This window comes from Streptomyces sp. NPDC048106 (assembly GCF_040706415.1).
Classification (GTDB): Bacteria; Actinomycetota; Actinomycetes; order Streptomycetales; family Streptomycetaceae; genus Streptomyces.
Map to the genome: position 1 here is coordinate 301012 of NZ_JBEZND010000005.1, position 24548 is coordinate 325559.

At 69.2% G+C, this 24548-nt stretch carries 20 protein-coding genes and 1 rRNA gene; 13 read left to right on the forward strand and 8 right to left on the reverse strand.

Annotation, left to right across the window (positions count from 1 at the left end; all coding sequences use genetic code 11):
- Positions 1-33 precede the first annotated feature (33 nt).
- The 3 genes from AB0927_RS07590 to AB0927_RS07600 all read left to right on the forward strand — a co-directional run bounded on the left by AB0927_RS07590 (position 34) and on the right by AB0927_RS07600 (position 1261).
- Entirely contained in the window at positions 34-393 is a 360-nt protein-coding gene (locus tag AB0927_RS07590) for a WXG100 family type VII secretion target (protein ID WP_366666601.1), read from the forward strand.
- 44 nt (positions 394-437) lie between these two features.
- Positions 438-737, forward strand: coding sequence for a WXG100 family type VII secretion target (locus AB0927_RS07595; RefSeq protein ID WP_366666602.1), 300 nt, complete (start codon positions 438-440; stop codon positions 735-737).
- A 242-nt stretch (positions 738-979) separates the two neighbouring features.
- Positions 980-1261, forward strand: a complete 282-nt coding sequence (locus tag AB0927_RS07600) for a hypothetical protein (RefSeq protein ID WP_366666603.1) — start codon at positions 980-982, stop codon at positions 1259-1261.
- Positions 1262-1328: 67 nt separating this feature from the next.
- Here AB0927_RS07600 and AB0927_RS07605 read toward each other — a convergent pair whose 3' ends face one another.
- The 5 genes from AB0927_RS07605 to eccCa all read right to left on the reverse strand — a co-directional run bounded on the left by AB0927_RS07605 (position 1329) and on the right by eccCa (position 11067).
- Positions 1329-2048 (reverse strand): hypothetical protein, encoded by a 720-nt coding sequence (locus AB0927_RS07605; RefSeq protein ID WP_366666604.1) that lies wholly within the window; start codon positions 2046-2048, stop codon positions 1329-1331.
- 14 nt (positions 2049-2062) lie between these two features.
- The gene (locus AB0927_RS07610; RefSeq protein WP_366666605.1) at positions 2063-4288 is read right to left on the reverse strand and encodes a hypothetical protein; all 2226 of its coding nucleotides are present in this window, start codon (positions 4286-4288) and stop codon (positions 2063-2065) included.
- Positions 4289-4294: 6 nt separating this feature from the next.
- Positions 4295-4750, reverse strand: coding sequence for a hypothetical protein (locus AB0927_RS07615; RefSeq protein ID WP_366666606.1), 456 nt, complete (start codon positions 4748-4750; stop codon positions 4295-4297).
- A gap of 227 nt (positions 4751-4977) precedes the next feature.
- Positions 4978-6963, reverse strand: coding sequence for a lamin tail domain-containing protein (locus AB0927_RS07620; RefSeq protein ID WP_366666607.1), 1986 nt, complete (start codon positions 6961-6963; stop codon positions 4978-4980).
- A gap of 138 nt (positions 6964-7101) precedes the next feature.
- The gene (gene eccCa, locus AB0927_RS07625; RefSeq protein ID WP_366666608.1) at positions 7102-11067 is read right to left on the reverse strand and encodes a type VII secretion protein EccCa; all 3966 of its coding nucleotides are present in this window, start codon (positions 11065-11067) and stop codon (positions 7102-7104) included.
- Between the two features lie 301 nt (positions 11068-11368).
- On the opposite strand from eccCa, the gene eccD reads away from it, so the two are divergent.
- The gene (gene eccD / locus AB0927_RS07630; RefSeq protein ID WP_366666629.1) at positions 11369-12874 is read left to right on the forward strand and encodes a type VII secretion integral membrane protein EccD; all 1506 of its coding nucleotides are present in this window, start codon (positions 11369-11371) and stop codon (positions 12872-12874) included.
- A gap of 91 nt (positions 12875-12965) precedes the next feature.
- On the opposite strand, the gene AB0927_RS07635 is transcribed toward eccD, so the two are convergent.
- Positions 12966-13259, reverse strand: a complete 294-nt coding sequence (locus AB0927_RS07635; RefSeq protein ID WP_366666609.1) for a DUF397 domain-containing protein — start codon at positions 13257-13259, stop codon at positions 12966-12968.
- Positions 13260-13543: 284 nt separating this feature from the next.
- On the opposite strand from AB0927_RS07635, the gene rpsO reads away from it, so the two are divergent.
- From rpsO to AB0927_RS07660, 5 genes are all read left to right on the forward strand, one after another.
- Complete coding sequence (gene rpsO / locus AB0927_RS07640; protein ID WP_030177470.1) at positions 13544-13831, forward strand: 30S ribosomal protein S15; 288 nt, start codon at positions 13544-13546, stop codon at positions 13829-13831.
- A 317-nt stretch (positions 13832-14148) separates the two neighbouring features.
- Positions 14149-16365, forward strand: coding sequence for a polyribonucleotide nucleotidyltransferase (locus AB0927_RS07645; protein WP_366666610.1), 2217 nt, complete (start codon positions 14149-14151; stop codon positions 16363-16365).
- Complete coding sequence (locus tag AB0927_RS07650; protein WP_366666611.1) at positions 16362-17741, forward strand: pitrilysin family protein; 1380 nt, start codon at positions 16362-16364, stop codon at positions 17739-17741. Before AB0927_RS07645 ends, AB0927_RS07650 begins: the two co-directional genes overlap by 4 nt.
- Positions 17742-17823: 82 nt before the next feature.
- A complete protein-coding gene (dapB, locus tag AB0927_RS07655) occupies positions 17824-18576 on the forward strand; it encodes a 4-hydroxy-tetrahydrodipicolinate reductase (RefSeq protein ID WP_366666612.1) in 753 nt (250 codons plus the stop codon).
- A gap of 14 nt (positions 18577-18590) precedes the next feature.
- Entirely contained in the window at positions 18591-19046 is a 456-nt protein-coding gene (locus AB0927_RS07660) for a hypothetical protein (RefSeq protein ID WP_366666613.1), read from the forward strand.
- Positions 19047-19172: 126 nt separating this feature from the next.
- Here the strand turns inward: AB0927_RS07660 and AB0927_RS07665 are convergent, their stop codons facing one another.
- On the reverse strand, positions 19173-19730 hold the full coding sequence (locus AB0927_RS07665; RefSeq protein WP_366666614.1) for a phage holin family protein: 558 nt from the start codon (positions 19728-19730) through the stop codon (positions 19173-19175).
- 90 nt (positions 19731-19820) lie between these two features.
- Positions 19821-20057 (reverse strand): hypothetical protein, encoded by a 237-nt coding sequence (locus AB0927_RS07670; protein ID WP_366666615.1) that lies wholly within the window; start codon positions 20055-20057, stop codon positions 19821-19823.
- Between the two features lie 177 nt (positions 20058-20234).
- On the opposite strand from AB0927_RS07670, the gene thyX reads away from it, so the two are divergent.
- The 4 genes from thyX to AB0927_RS07690 all read left to right on the forward strand — a co-directional run.
- Positions 20235-20984: an FAD-dependent thymidylate synthase gene (gene thyX, locus AB0927_RS07675; RefSeq protein WP_366666616.1), complete on the forward strand. Its 750-nt coding sequence runs from the start codon at positions 20235-20237 to the stop codon at positions 20982-20984.
- A 211-nt stretch (positions 20985-21195) separates the two neighbouring features.
- Positions 21196-22095, forward strand: coding sequence for a 4-hydroxy-tetrahydrodipicolinate synthase (dapA, locus tag AB0927_RS07680; RefSeq protein ID WP_366666617.1), 900 nt, complete (start codon positions 21196-21198; stop codon positions 22093-22095).
- 185 nt (positions 22096-22280) lie between these two features.
- Complete coding sequence (locus AB0927_RS07685) at positions 22281-23966, forward strand: ribonuclease J (protein WP_366666618.1); 1686 nt, start codon at positions 22281-22283, stop codon at positions 23964-23966.
- A gap of 490 nt (positions 23967-24456) precedes the next feature.
- Positions 24457-24548 (forward strand): 16S ribosomal RNA (locus AB0927_RS07690); the annotation flags it as partial.

Sequence of the window (24548 nt, forward strand, 5' to 3'; positions counted from 1 at the left end):
GAGGTCCGTCAGTTCACAGAGAAAGGCATCGCAATGAGTGCAGGCACTCAGAAAATCACCGTCGATTCCGTAGTCAAGCTCGAACAGGGTCTCAAGACGCAGTTCGAGCACATCCAGACGCAGCTCCGGACCCTCCAGCACCTGATCGACACCCTTGAGGGCCACTGGAAGGGCATCGGCGCCGGCGCGTTCAACGCCAAGCAGACCGAGATCAACGAGCGCATGGTCCGGATCGGCAACATCCTGGTCAAGTTCATGGACGCCATGAACTCCACCATGAAGATCAACGACAGCACCGAGGACCAGGTCCGCGCCCAGGTCCAGAAGATCGACGTGGACTACGGCGGCTCGCACTCGGCGGCGAGCTCGCAGTCCGTGCTCGCGGGCTACTGATACCGCTCGGTCCGAACCACCACTTCTCACCAACGGAGGAAAACATGGGCGCCCACGACGGCGTGACAGAGGTCCACTACGACGGCCTCGACCAGACGGCGACCGACATCGGCAAGGCGGCCGAGAAGCTCGAGGCCTCCCTGGCGAAGATCAAGCAGGACATCCAGAACGTCTCCGGCATGTGGGAGGGCGAGGCGCACACCGAGTACCTCCACCAGATGACCGCCTGGGACCGCGAGGCCCGCGGCATCCACGAGGCCCTGGTCGCCATCGGTCACGCCGTGCACGCGGCCGGCGGTGACTACATGGGCGGCGACAAGAAAGCCGCCAGCTACTTCGCGTAAGCGGCAGTGCGACGGCGGGGTGGGCACGCACGGAGGGTGCCCACCCTCTGCCATGTCCGGTACGCACCCGGCGCAGCGACGCGCAGGACCACGCAGACGCGGCGGCATGTGGGCCTGTACCACCTGATCACCACTCTGGAGGACCGACCCCCGCCCAGGGTCCCTGCGTCGACGGCCGGCCCACCGTTCTTCTCGCACTTCCCCGTCCGGGCCGCGAGGAGCTGTTCACCATCCCGCCCGCCGTGAAGACGCCGACGGCACGCGTCCTCGATGCCGACGAGAGCGACTACATCATCGGCGGCGAAGCGACTTCGTGCCGTCCACGGGCGAGCCAAGTGGACGGCGCCCGCCGAAGCCACGTCGCTGCTGGCCGTCATGCGGAGGCGGTGTACGTCCTGACGAAGGACCACCGGCTGGCCGCAGTACGGCGCCCGGACGCGGGGATCCGCTGGACCATCCCGATGCCACAGCCGTTTGAATCATGGCCGTCGACCTCGCCCTCGCCGGCCACCGCGTCTCTCTGACCATCGCCGATATGTCGACGAACTGTCCCTCGCCGGTGCCGATCACCCTGGAGTGCTGGGATGGTGATCAGCTCTTGCGCGGGGTGGGCGATGGTACATGCAGGGGCAGGTTTGCCTGGGAGAGGCACCCGAGCTCTTTCGCCATGGCGCGAGCGACGGGGTTGAGGACGAGCATGGTGTCCCTCGCCTCGCCACCGGCGTGCTCCCCTGTTCTGGTGACGGAGAGTACTGCCTCGACGTATTGCGTTAAGCTGCTCTTTTTGCCGGTTGTCCGGAGAGGGCACGTGAAATCGATGTAGGTCGTGTAGGCGACGTCGTCGCTGGGTCCATCGGTCATCGTTTCTGCGCGGATGCCCATGGGGTAGCGCACTCGTACTCCGTCAGAGAATAAGTGGGCGACCTTGGATCGCTGAACGGCATCAAAAGATATTTCCGAGATCGTGCGCTTCCCCCCTTTTTTGTATTTGCCGATGATGCAGTAATTTCGCCCTTTGGCTTGCGTGTTGTTACGAACATTCTTTGCTGCTTCCCGCAGGGAGAACTTGTCGCTGAGGCCGTCTCCGGTGGTCTCGACGAACTTGCCGGTGTCCGTGCCGAGTAGGCGTTGGAGTGCCGCTACTCCGGAGGCGTCGAGCGTGGAGTCGCAGGCTTGGGCTGCTGTGGTCGCGGTCGGATCCGTTGCTGTGTGATGGCTGCATGCGGAAACACTCAGGCTGAGTATCGTCGCGGCAGCGGCTACCACCATTGTTCGAGGCCGCACCACTGTGCCGACCTTTATGGCGTTCAAAGGCATTATTCCGTTCAGCCGGTGACGTCTTTGTTGATGCCCGGAGCCACGCCGTGCAAAGTTTGTTGTGCGCTTCGATAGCCGCGTCCTGCTTCAATTTCTGCGGTGTCTTCGAGGTCGGCGCCTGATTTTAGGTGGTAGCGTTGGACAGCCAGCTTTGTTGCCTCTCCCGCGTAGGATTTATTGATATCCAGGCCATGGTCCCAAGCGTCTCCCTCGTCGCTGTGGGCGTCGTCCGTCGCATTCCCTTCTGCGTCCTGGAACAGCCACTGCAGGGCCGCGTTCGTTGCGGTTCCTGCGGCTCCGCCCACGACCGCCCCGGCCAGAGGGGAGCCGATGCATGACGTGCCGGCTCCGATTCCGGTGCCGACGACGCCGGAGATCAAATTCTGATACTGGGCGGCAGCATGACCGTAAGAATCGTCTTTTCCGGTTGCCGCGCTTCCGATGGCCTCCATACGGCCCTCGTGGAGCATGCCAGAAATCTGTCCGGTGTCCGTCGTGGTGTCCCGTACGATCGACATGGGCGAGAGACCGGCGTGTTGGTTGGCGGGCAGGTCCGGGTCCAGTTGATACTGGAGCAGGTTCGACAGGTATGCCTTCTGGCTCAGTTCGACCGGTGCGTAACCATGCGGGTCTTGCCCCAGGGCGAACAGGAATTTACTTGTGTTCGTCAAACCGAGCTGGGCCGAGGAGCCGTTGATGGGATACAGATGATCCTTGTTCGGCGAGTCGCTGACACCCCGGTTGATGTCGGGCAGATACTCCGACGTGATCTGCCCGAAGTTGCCGGCCATATAACTGCGGTCGGTGAGGAGCTCGGGCTTGTCGGCGATGGTGTTGACGAGATCTGAGTACAGATGTGCTTCGCCGGCACTGTGGCCAGTGAGGGCGAGTGTCGGCCTCTCGCCGGCGGGGTGGCCGGTGGTGGCGGCTTCGATGGCCTGGCTGAGGTACTTCTGGCCGGCGGTGTTGTTGAGGTTGATGGAGTCGTTGGGCCAGTGACGCTCGGTGAATAGATACTTGAAGTTGGAGACTGCGGACTTGTGGTGTGAGTCCTGGGAAATGAAATCGTCGTTGAAGAAGTCGGTCGCGGCGTCGGGGTTGTGGGAGAGGCCTTTCAGGTAGCCGTTGACGGGGTCCCAGCCGTCGTCGCCGTTCTTGCCACCTTCGTAGTTGAGTCTGAGGCCGGTCGGGTTGTGCTGCCAGGCCATGTTCTTGCCGTCGTCGGTGTAGAAGCGCTCGGTCTTCATCAACGCTTGGCCGTAATTAGTCATGAACGTGTCGTCGAAGTCGCCGTCGCGCATCAGGTTGCTCATGACCTGGAAACCGAGGACGTTGCCACGAGTGCCAACGGCCTCGCCGCCGTTGCCGATGACCTGCTGTTTCCAGGCCGTCATGTCAGGACTGTCGGAGTGGCTGGCGGTGGCCAGGGTGAGGCTGAGGTTTTTCTGCAGATCGGCGAGTTTGGTGGTGATCTCGTAGCCCACGGGTGCACCTTCGCGGCCGTCGGTGAGGCCGAGCCAGAAGTTCTCCGTGCCCTTGGCGCCTAGGTGTTCGGTGAACTCCTGGGAGAACAAGGGGTCGTTGTGGTACTTCTTCAGGCCCTCGTTGATCGCCTCGATGTCCTGCGCGGTCAGATCCCGTGGGTTCTTCTTCGCGAGCTTCGCCAACTCGTCGGCTTCCTGGAGGGCCTTGGCGGCCTGGTCACGGTTCCTGTAGGAGGCGTCGGAGAAGCCGTACTTGGTCTCGTCGACCAGCATCCGCAGCGCCCTGGCTGCGGTGGTGTCGCTGGTGGTGGCTTTGGTGAGGATGCGCTGGATCTCGTCACGAACGGCGTCGACGTCTTTTTGGGTCGTGTCGCCGGTGGCGGGGCCCGACATGACGCGGAAGGTGCCGTGGCCGGTGTCGGTGACGACGATGTTGTGCTGCTGGGCTCGGGTGAGGGCGTCGTGGAGTTGGCCGTGGTAGCCGAGGAGTTCGCCGTGGGTGTCCTTGAGGATGCTCGTGATGGAGTCCGCCTGGGTGTGGGCGTCCGTGAACTCCTCGGCGGTCTTGTCGATGAACTCGCGACTCACCTGGGCGTTGACGCCGGTCCAGTTCGCCTTGTTGGCTTTGGCCTTGAGATTGTCGCGGGCATCGCTCGCGAGGGTGGCGAGGTTCTTGGTCATCTGCTCCCAGTCGGCGATGGCGTCTTGAAGCTGGGAGAAGCTTCCGTCGCGCAGGGCGTCGAAGTCCATGAGGTGTCAGGCACCCTTCCGGTGGTCGAAGCCCTGGTCCAGCTGGTGGATGCTGCTGAGCGTGCCGGCGACGTAGTGCTCGTCCGCGGCGTGCCGATCGCGGGTGTAGCGCAGGTGGTTGGAGATCTGGGCGCAGGCGTCGAGGAGAGTCTGGGACTGGTCGATCCAGCGTTCGGCGACATGGTCGAGGGCGGCGCCGAGGGCGAAGCCCTGGGTTGTGAGTCCGCCGGCCGCCGTCATGGAAGCGACGCGGGCGTGAGTGCTGAACGTGGTGAATTGGTTGAAGAGGTCGTACGCGGCGGAGCCGACCGCGGCGAGGTCGGTCTGGTGCACGGTGAGATCGCCCTGCCGGGAGGCGCCGCCCCCGCCCCCGGAATCCGCGGCCAGCTGGTTGAGCCGCATGTGCGGCGACCGTCCTTTCGCGGCTTCGGCCTTCAGCTGCTCCCATTCGTCCCACGGCATGCGCGTTTCCTCCGCCGATTCCCCACCGGCCCGCCCGTAGGCGGGAGTCCGGACACGCTACCAGCGGCGTGGCGGTGCGTACTCGACTCGGCACGGACTGTTCGCGGTCCTGGCCTGAAACAGCGGCTTCCTGGCTTCCGGGCGACGGCGACGGATACGACGAAGCTCCCGGCAAACGGCGGGTGATCGCGGACCCGCCTGCAGGGAGCTTCGTTCCCGCGGACGGCTCAGCAGGGGAAGGTGCCGCTGTACAGGGCGTGTCCGGACGAGGAGCTTCCGGAGCCGAAGCCGTAGATCCCGTCGTCGGTCCAGACCGCTTCGCGCGAGCCGTCGACGCACGTCGAGGCCGGCGCGAGGGCGAAGCCCTCCAGGTTGTCGACCGGCATGACGGCCGGGTTCGTGTACGTCACGTCGGGAACGAGCGCGCCGGCGGCATTGATCTTCATGAGGGTGTGCGTCTCGCCGCAGGTGTTGTCGCAGGTGGCGATGACGCGCTGCGTTCCGGCGTCGAACGTCACGTCCATCACGGAGGCCTTGCCGGTCGAGACCGTGCCGAACGTGGTGAACGTGCCGTCGGAGTTCAGGCCGTAGACGTGCAGCGTGCCGTCCCGCTCCAGGCCGGCGAAGAACAGGCCCGACCCGTGCAGCGGGTAGTTCGCCGGGTCGTAGGCGGCGCCGGTGAGCGGGTCGACCCAGCCGTTGGCCGTCAGCCAGCCGTCCGGCACGTAGGCGACGCCCTCGAAGCCCAGGTTGGCGATGTCCTTGTCGCCGGTGTTCAGCTGCGGGAACTGCGCGGTCATGTCCCACTGGCGGACCGGCGTGAGCGTCGATCCGGTGGCGGAGGGATCGAACTCCATGATCGTGTCCTTGGGGACCGTGTTCTTGGTGTTGTCGCGCTCGGAGGTCACGTAGAGGTGGCCGTTGCCGCCGACCGTCAGGCCCTCGGAGTCCGGCTCGCCGGAGCCGCCCAGGAAGCGGATCTGCTTGCCGGTCGCGCTCCACGACGGGTCCGGGATCCACTTGCCGTCGCTCTTGACCAGCTTGAACAGCCAGTTCTTGTTCTTGGCCGCCCACAGCACCGACGGGTTCGACGGGTCGAACGCCAGGCCGCTGAGGTCACGGCCCTCGGGCCCGGTGGACGTGGTGAAGGCGCAGACGTCGTCGGCGATCGTGACGTCCTTCCCGCCCGGCCACGCCAGGGTGCCCGCCGGGGCGGAACCCGTACCGGTGGGCGCCTCGGGGGTGCAGCCGCTGGTGAGCGAGCCGCCGCCACCCAGCAGCCGGCCGGTGTCCCCACCGGGGTCACCGCCGCTGCCGCCGCTGCCGTCCGGGCAGGAGTTCGCGCTCCCGAGCGTCGCGGCCGTGGAGGTCTGGAACCAGCCGGTGCCGTCGGCGCAGCGCTCGTCCGACGGCTTGGCGCCACCGGTCGCCCAGGTCACGGAGTCGATCGTGTCGCCGTTGCCGTCGGTGAGGAAGAGCGAGTCGTTGTCGCCCAGGCCGATGCCGGAGTCGAACGTGACGTAGCCGCCGGCCGGAATGCTGGTCGCGCTCGGCGAGGAGGACGAGACGGAGGCCGCGGAGTGGCCGGTGTCGCCGTCGACGTACTTCCACGAGCCGACGCCGACCGCGCTCTTCCCGCCGTTGTACAGCTCCACGGTGTCGGCGTCGCTGGAGGTGACCTCGTTGATCCGCACCTGGCTCGCCGCCGGAACCGACGCCGGGCAGCCCGGGGCGTTCGCGGCGCCGAACGTGGTCGCCGTGGCCGTGGTGACCCACGCCCCGGTGCCGTCGCCGCCGCAACGCGCCATCGCCGGCTTCGCCTTGCCGGTGGCCCACTCGACGCGGTCGACCACCGTGCCGGCCGAGGTGTAGATCACCACCTTGTCCGAGTCGCCCAGCCCCTTGGGCGAGTCGAAGGTGACGAAGCCGTGGCCCGGGACGGTGCCGGCGGACGGGCTGAACGACTGCGGCGAGAAGCCGTCGTCGGACACCTTCCAGCCGCTGATGCTCACCGGGGTCGAGCCGGTGTTGTACAGCTCCACCGTGTCGTCGTCCGACGAGGTGACCTCGTTGATCCGGATGTTCTGGTAGTCGGCCGGGTCCGCGGCGGCCGCGGGCTGTGCGGCGACCACCCCGGTGAGGAAGAGTCCCGAAAGGGTCAGGGCCGCGGTGCACACAGAGGCGGCGTAGGCACGCGAGCGTGAGGTTGGCATGGACCAGACGTTGCTGAAACGACCTTGACTCGGCGTGTACTTCGGCTGAACGCCACCTGCTGGCCGTCGGAACGCCGGACGGGCGTGGCAGCGGGGGGAGGACGCGGCGGGCACGGCGTCCTCCCTTCCCCGCCCCGCTCAGTACTCCACGTCCACCCAGCCCGTCTGAACCAACGGCTTCCCCCGCTTGCGGGACACGAAGACGCCCCGGCCCGCGGGCATCGGCCGGGGCCGGACCCCGCCGATGAGGTCGCCCTCCGCCGGGTCACCGGCGAGGACGAGGCCCTGGGCGCCGAGCTCCTTCATGCGCTGCATGAACGGCTCGTAGGCGGCGCGGCCCGCGCCCGCGGAGGAGCGGGCGATGATGAAGCGGACGCCGACGTCACGCGCGAACGGCAGCATCTCGGTCAGACCGCTGAGCGGGTTGCCGCTGGAGTTGGAGACCAGGTCGTAGTCGTCGATGACGACGAAGACCTGCGGCCCCCGCCACCAGCTTCGGTCCCGCAACTGCTGGGGGGTCACGTCGGCGGTGGGCGTGCGGCGCTGCATCAGGTCCGCCAGCGCCGCCATGTGATGGTCCATCTGGCTGGACATCGGGATGTACTCGGCCAGGTGCGAGGCCGGCGTGACGTCCAGCAGGGCGCGCCGGTTGTCGACGACGAAGAACTTCGCCTCGTTGCCGCCGTACCGCAGCGTCAGCTGCTGGATGAGCAGCCGCAGCAGGTTGGACTTGCCGGACTCGCTCTCGCCGAAGACCAGGAAGAACGGGTCCTGTTCGAAGTCCAGGAACACCGGCTCCAGGTTGTCCTCGTCCAGGGCGAAGGCGACGCCCCGCCGCGGGAAGCGGTCGCCCGGCGGCAGCTCGGCCGCCTCCAGCCGGCGCGGCAGCAGCCGCACCCGGGGCGCCCCCGGCGCCTGCCAGTGGCGGCCGATCTCGCCGGTCAGCGCCGCCGTGGCGTCGGCCAGGTCGGTGTCGGAGGTCAGGCCGTCGATGCGTGGCACCGCCGCCATGAAGTGCAGCTTCTCGGGGGACAGACCGCGGCCGGGCACGCCGGCCGGGACGTTCGCCGCCACCCTGCGGTCGATCTCGGAGTCCATGGTGTCACCGAGCCGCAGTTCCAGGCGGTTCATCAGGTGGTCCTTGAGGTTCGCGCGGACCTCCATCGAGCGGGACGCCGTGATGATCACGTGGATGCCGTAGCCCAGGCCACGGGCGGCGAGGTCCAGGACGAGCTGTTCCAGGCCCTCGTAATCGCTGCGGAAGTTGCCCCAGCCGTCGATGACCAGGAAGACGTCGCCCCAGGGCTGCTCCGTCACCGAGATGTCGCCGCGGGCGCGGCGGGCGCGGAAGTCCGCGATGGAGGCGATGCCGGCCGAGCGGAAGTACTCCTCGCGCTGCGTCAGCACGCCGTACACCTCGGCCACCGTGCGCCGCACGCGTTCCGGGTCCAGGCGGGAGGCGATGCCGCCGACGTGCGGCAGGCCGTCCAGCGCGGCCATGCCGCCGCCACCGAAGTCCAGGCCGTAGAACTGCACCTCGTGCGGGGTGTGGGTGAGGGCGAACGAGCAGATCAGCGTGCGCAGCAGCGTCGACTTGCCGGACTGCGGGCCGCCGACGATCTGCATGTGGCCCGCCGCGCCCGAGAAGTCGAGCATCAGACGGTCGCGGCGCTGCTCGTACGGCTTGTCGACCAGGCCGGCCGGGATGACGAGGCGGCCCGCGCCCTCGTAGTCGGGCTGGGTCAGGCCACGGCCCTGCACCGCCGCCAGGCCGGGCAGCAGGGCGTCCAGCGACGGCGGGCTCTCCAGCGGCGGCAGCCACACCTGGTGGGCCGCCGGACCCTGCGCCTCCAGCCGGCGCACGATCACGTCGAGGACCGTGTCGGCCAGTGCCTCGTCCACCTCGTGCGCCGCCTCGGCGCGCTGCTGCGGGACGGCGGCGTACCGCACCGGCACCTCGGTGGCCGTGAACAGCACCGGGCGCCGGTCCACCGGGAGCTGACCGCCGGGCAGGGCCGCGCGCTGGGCGCCCGAGCGGTAGACCCCGGAGACGTAGGCCGCCTTGAAGCGCACCATCTCGTCCGTGCCGAACTTCAGGAAGCCGGAACCGGGCACGTTCGGCAGTTCGTAGGCGTCCGGCACGCCGAGGGCCGCGCGGGACTCGGCCGCGGAGAAGGTGCGCAGACCGATCCGGTACGACAGATACGTCTCCAGGCCGCGCAGCCGGCCCTCCTCCAGGCGCTGCGAGGCCAGCAGCAGGTGCACGCCCAGCGAACGGCCGATGCGGCCGATCTGCACGAACATCTCGATGAAGTCCGGCTTGGCGGTCAGCAGCTCGGAGAACTCGTCGATCACCAGCACGAGCGAGGGGACCGGCTGGAGCGGGGCGCCGGCCGCGCGCGCCTTCTCGTAGTCGTGGATGTTGGCGTAGTTGCCCGCGTCGCGCAGCATCTCCTGGCGGCGGTTGAGCTCGCCGCGGATCGAGTCGCCCATGCGGTCGACCAGGGTGAGGTCGTCGGCCAGGTTGGTGATGACCGCCGCCACGTGCGGCATCTGCGCCATGCCGGCGAAGGTCGCACCGCCCTTGAAGTCGGCGAGGACGAAGTTCAGGGTCTCCGAGGAGTGGGTGACCGCGAGGCCCAGCACCAGGGTGCGCAGCAGCTCCGACTTGCCGGAACCGGTCGCGCCCACGCACAGGCCGTGCGGGCCCATGCCCTCCTGGGCGGCCTCCTTGAGGTCCAGCATCACCGGGCGGCCGTCCTCGCCCACACCGATCGGCACCCGCAGCCGCTCCGCCAGGGCACGCGGGCGCCAGGTCCGCTTGGTGTCCACGGAGGCGGCGTCGCCGAGGCTCAGCAGGTCGGTGAACTCCAGGTTGGCGAGCAGCGGTTCGTCGTCGTCGCCGCCCGAGGCCATGCGCAGCGGCGCCAGTTGCCGGGACAGGGCCTCGGCCGACTCGTACGACAGGGTGTCCGGAGTGCCGTCGTAGACCTCACCGTGTCCGGACTCCAGGCGCAGCAGGCCCGGCTGTACGACGATCGACAGGTCGCCGCCCGCCTTGGTGAGTTCGCCCGCCACCACCTCGACGATGGTGACGCCCTGCAGTCCCTCCGGGTTGGCCAGCACCGAGTCCGGCAGCAGGGAGAGGTCGTCGAGCACCAGGACCAGGTGCGGCTGGTCCAGCAGCGGCGCGCCCGCGGGATGGAAACGCGGGCGGCCGGTCAGCCGGGACGCCAGCAGGTCCTCCAGCTCCCGCGGGTCGGGGCCGATCAGCCGGCGGGTGCCCGCGCCGTCCACCGCGCCCGACACCTGCACATGCGGCAGCCACTTGGCCCAGTCCCAGTGCGCCAGCGCCTCGCGGCCCGCGGCCACCGCGATGACCAGGTCCTCGGGGGAGTGCAGCGAGGCGAGCGAGCCGACCAGGGCGCGGGCCGAGGCCCGTACCGCCTGCGGCTCGCCGCTGACCGTGACGTGGTAGAAGGCGCGCAGCGACACCGCCATCGGCAGGTCGCCGAGGGTGCCGTGGGTGGCGAGGAAGCGCTGCATCGCGCCCGCGGTCAACGGCTCCAGCTGCTCCACCGGACCGGTCTGCGGGGCGATCAGCGGGGTCGCCAGCGGCTGCTGGCCCAGGCCGACGCGCACATGTGCGAAGTCCTCGTCGCCGGGCCGCCGTTCCCACACCCGGCTGCCCTCGGCGACCAGCGCCCAGAGCTGTTCGGGCGCGGGGTGCAGGTAGTACTGCGCGTCCCGCTGCGCCTTCGCCGTCTCCACGGCGGCCTTGCGGATCTGCGACAGATAGCTGAGGTAGTCGCGGCGCATGTCGGCCAACTGGCCCTGCGAACCGCGGCGGAAGCGGATCACCATCGCGATGGACATCGCCACCGTCGAGGCGATCATGATCACGCCCATGATCTTCATGAACGGCTGACCGTTCGTGAAGAAGAACACCACCGAGCCGCCCATGCCCAGCGTGGGCAGGAGCTGCATCAGCACGCTTTCCTGATGCCCCCGCGGCAGTTCGGGCGGTGCCTGGACAAGGATCTCATCCGTGGGCACTTCGGATGGCAGCGCCCTGGACGGGCGCTTGACGACGATCTGGCTCACTGCTCACCAATTCCCTTGCCCGACCCAGGCGTTCCGCCCACCGCCCCGTGTCCGGCGAGCGCAGGCCGCCGCGCGATCCTACTGAGTTCCCGCGCAGTGGGTGAGCGGTAGGGTGCCGGATGTCCGCGTGAGCATATGTCGAGCGGGCAGGGCAAAACGGGGCAACTCCCCTGATGGCGAGGCGGAACGGCCCCGGGAGCCCGGCGCGCGGCAGTGGCGCCACCGGGGTACGGCGTACGCCGGCACGAGACCTTCACGAAGTAGACGCACCACCACCACTGAGGGGGAGCAGCAGGTGAGCATGACGGCCGCCGCCAACGGCGGACCCGGGACGGGAGCCCCTTCCGGGTCCGGCACCAACGGACTCGGCTTCTGCCGGGTCACCATCGTCGCGCCGGACAGCCGTATCGACGTGGCGCTGCCCGACGATGTCCCGGTCGCCGACCTGTACCCGGAGATCCTCCGGCTGTCCCAGCAGAGCCCCGGGTCGGGCGCCCCGGTCGGCTACCACCTCGTCCGCACCGACGGCACCGTGCTGGACAGCGCGCGCTCCTTCGCCGCCCAGCGGATCCTCGACGGTGAACTCCTCACCCTGCGGCCGTTCGCCGAGTCCCTGCCGCCGGCCGTCTTCGACGACGTCGCCGAGGCCGTCGCGTCCGCCGTCACCAAGCAGCACAGGCTCTGGCACGGGGACCTGACCCGGGCCGCGGGCCTGGTCGGCGGCGGAGTGCTGCCCGCGCTGCTCGCCTTCGTCGCCTGGACCGCCGACCCGCGCCACGACATGCACGGCCTGGCCGGCATCCTCGCCGCCGTCACCGGCGTCCTGCTGGTCGTCCTCTCCTGCGTCCGCGCCCGCGTCTACACCGACCGCGGCTCGGCCGTCGCCCTCGGCCTCGGCGCCCTGCCCAACCTGGGCGTCGCCGGCAGCGGACTGCTGGCGCTGAGCGACGGGGAGGGCATCGGCAGGCTCCAGTTCCTGCTGGCGTGCGCGGCCGTGCTCGTCGCCGCCCTGGTCCTCACCCTGAGTTCCCCGCACGGCGACGGCCCGTTCGTCGCCTTCGTGTTCGCCTCCGCGGTCGCCCTGGTCGTCGTCTTCGTCGCGACCCTCGTCCACTGGTCCGCGACCGAGATGGCCGCCGTGTGCGCACCGGTCGCCGTCGGCGCCCTCGCCTTCCTGCCCGGCATGTCCATGCGCTTCGCCCGGCTGCCGATCGGCTTCGAGAACCCCAGCAGCGGCACCTCCCGCTCCGCCTACGGCACCGAGTCGGCCGCGCCGGAACCCGTGGACACCGGCCGCATCGAGGCGCAGGCCCGCCGCGGTCACGAACTCCTCGTCGGCCTGGTCGGCGGCTGCGCGCTGCTCGCCGTGGGCGCCGCCGCGGTGCTGGGCTTCTCCGCCGACCTCTGGGCCCAACTGCTCGCGCTGGCCACCGGCATCGCGATGCTGATGCGCGCCGGCCTCTTCCGCTACACCGCCCAGGTCGCCCCCGTCCTCGCGGCCGGCCTCTCCTGCCTGGTCCTGCTGGGCCTCGGCCTCGCCCTCAACCCGCCGCAGGACGTGATGCGCGAGGCCCTGGCCGGCGACCGTGCCGGCCTCGACCTGCGCACCATCTGGCTGATCGCCGCCATCGCCGCGGCCGCGGCCGTCGTCACGGCACTCGGCCTGATCCTGCCGCGCGGCGGGCTCACCCCCTTCTGGGGCCGCTTCCTGGAGATCTGCGAGGGCTTCGTGCTGCTGACGCTGATCCCGCTGGCCCTGGCGGTCTTCGACGTGTACGCGAGCGCGCGGGCGATGACGAGCAAATGACGCGGTGAGGCGGGCCCCGCACCTGAACCAAGGGCCGGAAGCAAAAGGGGCGGCACCCCCGGGTGCCGCCCCTTCGCCGTCCCCGACGCCCCTACTGCGCGTCCAGCCCCCCGTTGTGCGCCATGGGCTTCAGGTCGAACTCCCCGTCGCGCGCCCCCAGCACGAACGCCCGCCACTCGGCCTCCGTGTACCGGAGCACCGTGTCCGGGTCCAGCGAGGAACGCATCGCCACGGCCCCTTCGGGGAGGTACGCGATCTCCACGCGCTCCTCGTGCTCCTCGGTGCCCGGGGCGCAGTGCCACTCGACGCCCGAGATGTCGAGCGCGTACAGCTCGTCGCGCTCGCGCTCCTTGCGTGCCTTGGTCTCGGCTTCCGTTTCCGCCATCGTGCGGCGACCCCTTCCCGACGTAACGTACGGTCCCGGTGACGTACGGTTCCGGCGTTCACCCTAGTGGCCGTGCGCCGCCCCGCGGAGACGTTCGCCGACCGGGGGAAACCGGCCCGCCGCCTCCTGGTACCCTGAGTGACGGCCGTTCGTGTACGCACCCCCGGAGCCCCGTGCCCTGGAGGCCGCGCGCAGCGGATCCCCGCCTTCCGAGTCACGGAAGCTCCCCCGAGATGCAGACCGGGGGCACTCGGTGGCCTCAACACAGACTATGAGGAGTACGCGTGTCGCTCGACGCCGCTACGAAGAAGCAGATCATCGGCGAGTTCGGTACCAAGGAGGGTGACACCGGCTCCCCCGAGGTCCAGGTCGCTCTGCTGTCCCGTCGGATCTCCGACCTGACGGAGCACCTCAAGACCCACAAGCACGACCACCACAGCCGTCGTGGCCTGCTGATCCTGGTCGGTCAGCGCCGTCGCCTGCTGCAGTACCTGGCGAAGAAGGACATCCAGCGCTTCCGTGCGCTGGTCGACCGCCTCGGCATCCGCCGCGGTGCGGCCGGTGCCAAGTAAGGACGCCGTGAGGGGAGCGGTTCCCGGCAGGACTCGGGGGCCGCTCCCTTTGCTGTACGTACGGAAACGTGCGCGGTGTCACACCCGCTTTGTAGTGTGGTAGCACACGCACAACGCAACACGCAGGACGCACGACACAGAACGAGGAGATGCGCACCACGCCGCCGCCGGTCCTCGGTAGTGGCCCCCGGGGGAAGCGAACCCCGGGTGCTTCGATCGAAGACCGGCCCGCACCGCAGGCGCGCTTCTCCACCACCGTCCCCCTGCCACACGGGCAGGCCAGGGACAAAAGACGATAAGTAACGGAGAAAACGCTAGTGGAGAACGAGACCCACTACGCCGAGGCCGTCATCGACAATGGCGCCTTCGGCACCCGTACCATCCGCTTCGAGACGGGCCGCCTGGCCAAGCAGGCCGCCGGCTCCGCCGTGGCGTACCTGGACGACGACACCATGGTGCTGTCGGCCACCACCGCCTCCAAGAACCCCAAGGACCAGCTCGACTTCTTCCCCCTCACGGTGGACGTCGAGGAGCGGATGTACGCCGCCGGCAAGATCCCCGGCAGCTTCTTCCGCCGCGAGGGCCGGCCGAGCGAGGACGCGATCCTCACCTGCCGCCTCATCGACCGCCCGCTGCGCCCGTCCTTCAAGAAGGGCCTGCGCAACGAGATCCAGGTCGTCTGCACCGTCATGGCGCTCAACCCCGACCACCTGTACGACGTCGTCGCGATCAACGCCGCGTCCGCGTCCACGCAGCTGGCCGGCCTGCCCTTCTCCGGCCCGATCGGCGGCGTCCGCGTCGCGCTGATCCGCGGCCAGTGGGTCGCCTTCCCGACGCACACCGAGCTTGAGGAGGCCGTCTTCGACATGGTCGTCGCGGGCCGCGTCCTGGAGGACGGCGACGTCGCGATCATGATGGTCGAGGCCGAGGCCACCGACAACACCCTCAAGCTGGTCGAGGGCGGCGTCGAGGCGCCGACCGAGGAGATCGTCGCCGCCGGCCTCGAAGCCGCGAAGCCGTTCATCAAGGTCCTGTGCCGCGCCCAGGCCGACCTCGCCGCCAAGGCCGCCAAGCCGACCGGCGAGTTCCCGGTCTTCCTGGACTACCAGGACGACGTCCTGGAGGCCCTGACCGCCGCGGTCAAGCCCGAGCTGGCCCAGGCGCTCACCATCGCCGGCAAGCAGGAGCGCGAGGCCGAGCTGGACCGCGTCAAGGGTCTGGCCGCCGAGAAGCTCCTCCCGGAGTTCGAGGGCCGCGAGAAGGAGATCTCCGCCGCGTACCGCTCGCTGACCAAGTCCCTGGTCCGTGAGCGCGTCATCAAGGAGAAGAAGCGCATCGACGGCCGCGGCGTGACGGACATCCGTACGCTCGCCGCCGAGGTCGAGGCCATCCCGCGGGTGCACGGCTCCGCGGTGTTCGAGCGTGGCGAGACCCAGATCCTGGGCGTCACCACCCTCAACATGCTCCGCATGGAGCAGCAGCTGGACACCCTCTCCCCGGTGACCCGCAAGCGCTACATGCACAACTACAACTTCCCGCCGTACTCCACCGGCGAGACCGGCCGCGTCGGCTCCCCGAAGCGCCGCGAGATCGGCCACGGCGCCCTCGCCGAGCGCGCCCTCGTGCCGGTGCTGCCGACGCGCGAGGAGTTCCCCTACGCGATCCGCCAGGTCTCCGAGGCGCTGAGCTCCAACGGCTCGACGTCCATGGGCTCGGTCTGCGCCTCCACCATGTCGCTGCTGAACGCCGGTGTGCCGCTGAAGGCCCCGGTCGCCGGTATCGCCATGGGTCTGATCTCCCAGGAGATCGACGGCGAGACGCACTACGTCACCCTCACCGACATCCTCGGTGCGGAGGACGCCTTCGGCGACATGGACTTCAAGGTCGCCGGCACCAAGGAGTTCGTGACCGCCCTCCAGCTCGACACCAAGCTGGACGGCATCCCGGCGTCCGTCCTGGCCGCGGCCCTCAAGCAGGCCCGCGACGCGCGTCTCCACATCCTCGACGTGATGATGGAGGCCATCGACCGGCCCGACGAGATGTCCCCGAACGCTCCGCGGATCATCACCGTCAAGATCCCGGTCGACAAGATCGGTGAGGTCATCGGCCCCAAGGGCAAGATGATCAACCAGATCCAGGAGGACACGGGCGCCGAGATCACGATCGAGGACGACGGCACCATCTACATCGGCGCCTCCGACGGCCCGGCCGCCGAGGCCGCCCGCGCCACGATCAACGGCATCGCCAACCCGACGATGCCCGAGGTCGGCGAGCGCTACCTGGGCACGGTCGTCAAGACGACCACCTTCGGTGCGTTCGTCTCCCTGCTGCCCGGCAAGGACGGTCTGCTGCACATCTCGCAGATCCGCAAGCTCGCCGGCGGCAAGCGCGTGGAGAACGTCGAGGACGTCCTCGGCGTGGGCCAGAAGGTCCAGGTCGAGATCGCCGAGATCGACTCGCGCGGCAAGCTCTCCCTCATCCCGGTGATCGAGGGCGAGGACGGCGACGAGGCGAAGGACGACACCGACAAGTGACGTCCCGTGGCTCGAAGGTGACGGCCCGCTCCTCCTCGGAGGCGCGGGCCGTCGCCCGTACCCAAACGCTCATCAAGGGCACCGGCGGCATCGGCACCGTCCGCAAGACCACCCTCCCCGGGGGCCTGCGCGTCGTCACCGAGACCCTGCCCTCGGTCCGCTCCGCGACCTTCGGCATCTGGGCGCACGTCGGCTCCCGTGACGAGACCCCGTCCCTGAACGGCGCCACGCACTACCTGGAGCACCTGCTCTTCAAGGGCACCGAGCGCCGTTCCGCCCTGGACATCTCCGCCGCGATCGACGCCGTCGGCGGCGAGATGAACGCGTTCACGGCCAAGGAGTACACGTGCTACTACGCACGCGTGCTCGACACCGACCTGCCGCTGGCCATCGACGTCGTCTGCGACATGCTGACCGGCTCGCTCATCGTCGAGGAGGACGTCGACGTCGAACGCGGCGCGATCCTCGAAGAGATCGCGATGACCGAGGACGACCCCGGCGACTGCGTGCACGACCTGTTCGCGCACACCATGTTCGGCGACAACGCCCTCGGCCGCCCCGTCCTCGGCACCGTCGACACCGTCAACGCCCTGACCGCCGACCGCATCCGCCGCTTCTACAAGAAGCACTACGACCCGACCCACCTCGTGGTCGCCTGCGCGGGCAACGTCGACCACAACAAGGTCGTACGACAGGTCCGCGCGGCCTTCGAGAAGGCGGGCGCGCTGAGGAACCCGGACGCACAGCCCATCGCCCCGCGCGACGGCAGCCGTACGATCCGCACCTTCGGCAAGGTCGAACTGCTCGGCCGCAAGACCGAGCAGGCCCATGTGGTCCTCGGCATGCCGGGCCTCGCCCGCACCGACGACCGCCGCTGGGCCATGGGCGTCCTCAACACCGCCCTCGGCGGCGGCATGTCCTCGCGGCTCTTCCAGGAGGTCCGGGAGAAGCGCGGCCTGGCCTACAGCGTGTACTCGTACACCTCGGGCTTCGCCGACTGCGGTCTGTTCGGCGTCTACGCCGGCTGCCGTCCCAGCCAGGTGCACGACGTGCTGCGGATCTGCCGCGACGAACTCGACCACGTCGCCGCCAACGGGCTGACCGACGACGAGATCGCCCGCGCCATCGGCCAGTTGCGCGGCTCCACGGTCCTCGGGCTGGAGGACACCGGCGCGCTGATGAACCGTATCGGCAAGAGCGAGCTGTGCTGGGGCGAGCAGATGTCCGTGGACGAGATGCTGGCGAAGATAGCCGCGGTCACCCCGGACGAGGTCCGCGCGGTCGCCCGCGACATCCTGGGCAGGCGCCCGTCGCTGTCGGTCATCGGCCCGCTCAAGGACAAACAGGCCGCGCGGCTGCACGACGCCGTCGCCTGACCCCCGCCGTCCCCGGACGGCACGTCGACAAGTCGGTACGTCAGCAAGTCGGTACGTCAGCGAGATCGGTAGGGAAGCGAAGATGAGCAAGCTGCGCGTGGCGGTCCTCGGGGCCAAGGGCCGGATCGGGGCCGAGGCGGTCAGGGCGGTCGAGGCCGCCGAGGACATGGAGCTGGTGGCCGCCCTCGGCCGGGGCGACAAGCTGGAGACGCTGGCGGAGACCGGCGCCCAGGTCGCGGTCGAACTGACCACCCCCGCCTCGGTCATGGGCAACCTCGACTTCTGCGTGCGCCACGGCATCCACGCGGTCGTCGGGACCACCGGCTGGACCGAGGACCGCCTCGCGCAGCTGAAGGGCTGGCTCGACCGGTCCCCTCAGACCGGCGTGCTCATCGCCCCGAACTTCTCCATCGGGGCCGTGCTGACCATGAAGTTCGCGCAGATCGCCGCGCCGTACTTCGAGTCGGTCGAGGTGGTCGAGCTGCACCACCCCAACAAGGTGGACGCGCCCTCGGGCACGGCCACGCGCACCGCGCAGCTCATCGCCGAGGCCCGCCGCGCGGCCGGCACCGCCCCGGCGCCGGACGCCACGGTCACCGCGCTCGACGGTGCCCGCGGCGCCGACGTGGACGGCGTCCCCGTGCACGCCGTCCGGCTACGCGGTCTCCTGGCCCACCAGGAGGTGCTGCTCGGCGCCGAGGGCGAGACCCTCACCATCCGCCACGACTCCCTGCACCACAGCAGCTTCATGCCGGGCATCCTGCTCGGCGCGCGCCGCGTGGTGACCACTCCGGGCCTGACCTTCGGCCTGGAGCACTTCCTCGACCTGAGCTGAGAACAGTCCCTGCCATGCGCGCGAAGATCAACTACCTTGTCACGGCCGCCGTCCTGGTCTTCTACTTCGTCCTGGTCGGCAGCCGCGGCGTGCTGCTCATAGAGACGGGTACGGCCCTCACCGTCACCTTCGGGATCGCGGTGCTGATCCTGCCGGTCATCGGCCTGTGGTTCCTGTGGAAGAACACCCAGTTCGTCCGCCGGGCCAACCAGCTCGCCGCCGAACTCGACGCGGAGGGGGGCCTGCCCGTGGACGAGCTCGAACGCACCGCGGGCGGCCGGATCGACCGTGACTCGGCCGACCAGGTCTTCGCCAGGCGCAAGGCCGAGACGGAGTCCTCCCCGAACGACTGGCGCTGCTGGTTCCGGCTGGCCGTCGCCTACCACGACGCCCGTGACACGCCCCGCGCCCGCAAGGCGATGCAGCGGGCCATCGCCCTCCACGCGGGCCGGATCCCGAGCGACGCCTGACCCACCGCCGCCGCGGCGGCACGCGGGGGAGGCGGCTTCCGATCGGCCCCGGGCGGGCGGCCCGCCCCCAGGCAGGGCCGGGCGTCGGGCCCGCGACCGGCGCCGGGCGAGCGACCCCGTCGGGCCTCAGCCGTCGCGCCGGTTCTCCGCCTCCCACGCCTCCACCGCGTCCGCCGCCCGGTCGAACGCCGCGGGGCGGCCGAGGAAGTCCAACGAGTGCGTGGTGAGCAGCGGCGCCGTCTCCCCGGCCGCCCGGTCCTTGCGGGCCAGCACCAGCGCCTGCCCCTGCACCGTCCGCGGCAGCCCCAGCCACCGCACCGGCTGCTGCACCGTCCGCACCGACACCACCCGCGCCCACGGCACGGTCCGCGTCATCACGGGTCCGACCTGCCGGACTCCCCGCGGACTCACCCACACCCCCATCCGCAGCAGCCGCAACGCCCCGGCGATCACCACCAGACCGATGCCCAGGACGGCACCCGCGGACGACGGGGTCCCGGTCAACGCGATCAGCACCGCCGCGAACAGCACGAACGACGCGACCATCAGCACCAGCGCCGCCACCCCGACCCGCCAGGGACCGGGCCGGTAGGGCCGCCGCCAGCGGTCCCGGTCGTCGTACGGCAGTGCGCTCTCGGAGGCCGCCTCGAAGGTACGGTCGGCCGTCAGGAAGGGCAGGGGCACGGCGGTTCCTCACTCGGTCCTCGCGGGGGCTGTGCCCGGTGAGGTTATCCGGCCGCCTTCCCGCTCACCAGCCCGGAGCCGCCGTAAGGGTCAGCGCCCCTGGGACGCCTGGGACTGCGGCACCGGCGCATCCGACGGCGTGGACAGCGCCGGCATGCCGATGATCAGCGCGCCCACCAGCCCGGCCACCACGGTCAGACCCAGCAGCCAGCGCCCGGCCGCCTCACCGAAGGACGCCCGGTGCCGCGGCGGGGGCGTCACGTTGCTGCGGAACGTGTCGGCCTCGGCGAGGAAGGCGAAGGGTATGGGCTCGCGCCGACGGGACATCGCGGGTGTCACTCCTTTTCCGGTTCGTGATCGAACGTGCGGGACTCACCGGTACAGACGATCGAGTACCGCAAAAGGTGCCCATGTCCGAAAAAATCGTCGGCACGTTTTTTGCGGGTGAGGTCCCGCTCGGGCCCCCGCGGGTGCCCCGTAAGGTGGGCGCGAACCACCGAAGTGATGGGAAGGACCCCAACCCCCGTGACCACCCCCGAGTCGCTCACGTTCCGCAGCGATGTCACCGTCGAGCTGGTGAAGTCCAGCGCTTCGGACGCCGACGTCCTCTTCGCCGCCCGTGTCTCCACCGCGGGCGAGCAGTCCCTGGACGAGCTGAAGAAGGACCCCGAGCGCTCCAAGGGCCTGATCAACTACCTGATGCGCGACCGGCACGGCAGCCCGTTCGAGCACAACTCGATGACCTTCTTCATCAGCGCCCCGATCTTCGTCTTCCGCGAGTTCATGCGGCACCGCGTGGGCTGGTCGTACAACGAGGAGTCCGGCCGCTACCGCGAGCTGGAGCCCGTCTTCTACGTGCCGGACACCTCCCGCAAGCTGGTGCAGCAGGGCCGCCCCGGCAAGTACGTCTTCGTCGAGGGCACCCCGGAGCAGCACGCCGCGGTCAAAGGCACCCTCGAAGAGTCGTACGAGCGGTCGTACGCCTCCTACCAGCAGCTCCTCGCCGAGGGCGTCGCCCGCGAGGTCGCCCGCTCGGTGCTCCCCGTCGGCCTGTACTCCTCGATGTACGCCACCTGCAACGCGCGCTCCCTGATGCACTTCCTCGGCCTGCGCACCCAGCACGAGCTGGCCAAGGTGCCGTCCTTCCCGCAGCGGGAGATCGAGATGGTGGGCGAGAAGATGGAGGCGGAGTGGGCGAAGCTCATGCCGCTGACATACGCCGCCTACAACGCGAACGGCCGCGTGGCCCCGTAACGAGGCACTGTCCCGCCGCGCGGAACGGATGTACGGGTCAGCCTCCTGAAGTGTCCGTATTGCGGCATTTAGAGAAGTTCATCTAGCCTGATCAAACGGACCCGGCACTGCTTGAACCCCCGAGCAGGCAGTGCCGGGTTCCGCATTTGTCCTGACTTACCCGGCCCCCCGAGGGCAGACCGCGCACGGAGCACCGAGTAGCGTGTTACCCATGGCTCCGACCTCGACTCCGCAGACCCCCTTCGGGCGGGTCCTCACCGCCATGGTCACGCCCTTCACGGCGGACGGCGCACTCGACCTCGACGGCGCGCAGCGGCTCGCCGCCCACCTGGTGGACGCAGGCAACGACGGCCTGGTCGTCAACGGCACCACCGGCGAGTCCCCCACCACCAGTGACGCGGAGAAATCGGACCTGGTACGAGCCGTCCTGGAAGCGGTCGGCGACCGCGCCCAGGTCGTCGCCGGCGTCGGCACCAACGACACCCACCACAGCATCGAACTGGCCCGCGAGGCCGAGCGCGTCGGCGCCCACGGCCTCCTGGTCGTCACGCCGTACTACAACAAGCCCCCGCAGGAGGGCCTGTACCGGCACTTCACGGCCATCGCCGACGCCACCGGCCTGCCGAACATGCTCTACGACATCCCCGGCCGCAGCGGCGTCCCGATCAACACCGAGACGCTCGTCCGGCTCGCGGAGCACCCCCGGATCGTCGCCAACAAGGACGCCAAGGGCGACCTCGGCCGCGCCAGCTGGGCCATCGCCCAGTCCGGCCTCGCCTGGTACTCCGGCGACGACATGCTGAACCTGCCCCTGCTCTCCGTGGGCGCGGTCGGCTTCGTGTCGGTGGTCGGCCACCTGGTCACGCCCGACCTGCGTGCCCTGGTCGACGCCCACTTCTCCGGCGACGTCGTCAAGGCCACCGAGATCCACCAGAAGCTGCTCCCGGTCTACACCGGCATGTTCCGCACCCAGGGCGTCATGACCACCAAGGCCGCGCTCGACCTGCTCGGACTGCCCGGGGGCCCGCTGCGCTCGCCCATGGTCGAGTGCTCGCCCGAGGAGATCGCCCAGCTCAAGATCGATCTTGCCGCCGGCGGGGTACAGCTCTAGCAACAGACTTCAGCACCACCCGGACCCTCGCGGTCCAGAAGCCCCCGGGCTTCACCACTGAAGGCACGACAACCGAATACGCGGGCCACCGGTGCCCGCATCCCACCACGACAACTGCTTCGCACGAACGTCATGCACGCCACGTGCCGTACCGGTACGTGGCGTGTGTGGTTGAGGAGAGTCTTTTGAGTCATCCGCATCCTGAACTCGGCGCGCCCCCGTCGCTCCCCGAAGGCGGCCTGCGGGTCACCCCGCTCGGCGGTCTCGGCGAGATCGGCCGGAACATGACGGTCTTCGAGTACGGCGGCCGTCTGCTGATCGTCGACTGCGGAGTGCTCTTCCCCGAGGAGGAGCAGCCCGGAATCGACCTGATCCTGCCGGACTTCTCGTCCATCCGGGACCGCCTCGACGACATCGAGGGCATCGTCCTCACCCATGGCCACGAGGACCACATCGGCGGCGTCCCCTTCCTGCTCCGCGAGAAGCCGGACATCCCGTTGATCGGCTCCAAGCTGACCCTCGCGCTGATCGAGGCCAAGCTCCAGGAGCACCGCATCCGGCCGTACACCCTGGAGGTGGCGGAGGGGAACCGCGAGCGCATCGGCCCCTTCGACTGCGAGTTCATCGCGGTCAACCACTCCATCCCGGACGCCCTGGCCGTCGCCATCCGCACCCCCGCGGGCATGGTGGTGCACACCGGCGACTTCAAGATGGACCAGTTGCCGCTGGACAACCGCCTTACCGACCTGCACGCGTTCGCGCGGCTCAGCGAGGAGGGCATCGACCTCCTGCTGACCGACTCCACGAACGCCGAGGTCCCCGGCTTCACCCCGCACGAGCGGGACATCTCCAACGTGCTGCGCCAGGTCTTCGCCGGCGCCCGCAAGCGGATCATCGTGGCGAGCTTCGCCAGCCACGTCCACCGCATCCAGCAGATCCTGGACGCGGCGCACGAGTACGGCCGCCGGGTCGCCTTCGTCGGCCGCTCCATGGTCCGCAACATGGGCATCGCCCGTGACCTCGGCTACCTGAAGGTCCCGCCGGGCCTGGTGGTCGACGTCAAGACGCTGGACGACCTGCCCGACCACGAGGTGGTCCTCGTCTGCACGGGCTCCCAGGGCGAGCCGATGGCGGCGCTGTCCCGGATGGCCAACCGCGACCACCAGATCCGCATCGTCGACGGCGACACGGTCATCCTGGCCTCGTCGCTGATCCCTGGAAACGAGAACGCGGTCTACCGCGTGATCAACGGCCTGACCCGCTGGGGCGCCCACGTCGTCCACAAGGGCAACGCCAAGGTGCATGTCTCCGGCCATGCCTCCGCGGGCGAGCTGCTGTACTTCTACAACATCTGCCGCCCGAAGAACCTGATGCCGGTGCACGGCGAATGGCGCCACCTGCGCGCCAACGCCGAACTGGGCGCGCTCACGGGCGTCCCGCACGACCGGATCGTCATCGCCGAGGACGGCGTGGTGGTCGACCTGGTCGAGGGCAAGGCCAAGATCTCCGGCAAGGTCCAGGCCGGTTACGTCTACGTCGACGGGCTCTCCGTCGGCGACGTGGGCGAACCCGCCCTCAAGGACCGCAAGATCCTCGGCGACGAGGGCATCATCTCGGTCTTCGTGGTCGTGGACTCCTCCACCGGCAAGATCACCGGCGGTCCGCACGTCCAGGCCCGCGGCTCGGGCATCGAGGACTCGGCCTTCACCGACGTCATCCCGCGGATCAACGACGCCCTGGAACGGTCCGCCCAGGACGGCGTGGTGGAACCCCACCAGCTCCAGCAGCTGATCCGCCGTACCCTCGGCAAGTGGGTCTCGGACCACTACCGGCGCAGGCCGATGATCCTGCCTGTGGTCGTGGAGGTCTGACGACCCGTCGGCTCGGACCTGGAGCGGGGCGCCTCGATTTGCATCGGGGCGCCCCGCTCCAGTACGTTTGCGACCTCGCCCGGTTGGGAACCCCAGCACTTCACGCGCTGGACATGGTGCCCCGGACCGGGTGGGAAAACCGACTGAGAACTTCTGATAAAGTCGGAACCGCCGGAAAGGGAAACGCGGAAGCGGAAACCTGGAAAGCACCGAGGAAATCGGATCGGAAAGATCTGATAGAGTCGGAAACGCAAGAACGAAGGGAAGCGCCCGGAGGAAAGCCCGCGAGGGTGAGTACAAAGGAAGCGACCGTTCCTTGAGAACTCAACAGCGTGCCAAAAGTCAACGCCAGATATGTTGATACCCCGTCCATCGGACAACCGATGGTCGAGGTTCCTTTGAAAAAACACAGCGAGGACGCTGTGAACGGTCGGACTATTCCTCCGACCGTTCCGCTCCCCGTGGTGTCTCACCGGATTACCGGTACACATTCACGGAGAGTTTGATCCTGGCTCAGGACGAACGCTGGCGGCGTGCTTAACACATGCAAGTCGAACGATGAAGCCCTTCGGGGTGGATTAG

What these genes read in the sequence shown, in the direction of transcription:
- AB0927_RS07590 (WP_366666601.1), top strand. Translation starts at nt 34, where the DNA reads ATGAGTGCAGGCACTCAGAAAATCACCGTCGATTCCGTAGTCAAGCTC.
- AB0927_RS07595 (WP_366666602.1), top strand. Translation starts at nt 438, where the DNA reads ATGGGCGCCCACGACGGCGTGACAGAGGTCCACTACGACGGCCTCGAC.
- AB0927_RS07610 (WP_366666605.1), bottom strand. Translation starts at nt 4,288, where the DNA reads ATGGACTTCGACGCCCTGCGCGACGGAAGCTTCTCCCAGCTTCAAGAC.
- AB0927_RS07615 (WP_366666606.1), bottom strand. Translation starts at nt 4,750, where the DNA reads ATGCCGTGGGACGAATGGGAGCAGCTGAAGGCCGAAGCCGCGAAAGGA.
- AB0927_RS07620 (WP_366666607.1), bottom strand. Translation starts at nt 6,963, where the DNA reads ATGCCAACCTCACGCTCGCGTGCCTACGCCGCCTCTGTGTGCACCGCG.
- eccD (WP_366666629.1), top strand. Translation starts at nt 11,369, where the DNA reads ATGACGGCCGCCGCCAACGGCGGACCCGGGACGGGAGCCCCTTCCGGG.
- AB0927_RS07635 (WP_366666609.1), bottom strand. Translation starts at nt 13,259, where the DNA reads ATGGCGGAAACGGAAGCCGAGACCAAGGCACGCAAGGAGCGCGAGCGC.
- dapB (WP_366666612.1), top strand. Translation starts at nt 17,824, where the DNA reads ATGAGCAAGCTGCGCGTGGCGGTCCTCGGGGCCAAGGGCCGGATCGGG.
- AB0927_RS07660 (WP_366666613.1), top strand. Translation starts at nt 18,591, where the DNA reads ATGCGCGCGAAGATCAACTACCTTGTCACGGCCGCCGTCCTGGTCTTC.
- AB0927_RS07670 (WP_366666615.1), bottom strand. Translation starts at nt 20,057, where the DNA reads ATGTCCCGTCGGCGCGAGCCCATACCCTTCGCCTTCCTCGCCGAGGCC.
- thyX (WP_366666616.1), top strand. Translation starts at nt 20,235, where the DNA reads ATGGGAAGGACCCCAACCCCCGTGACCACCCCCGAGTCGCTCACGTTC.
- dapA (WP_366666617.1), top strand. Translation starts at nt 21,196, where the DNA reads ATGGCTCCGACCTCGACTCCGCAGACCCCCTTCGGGCGGGTCCTCACC.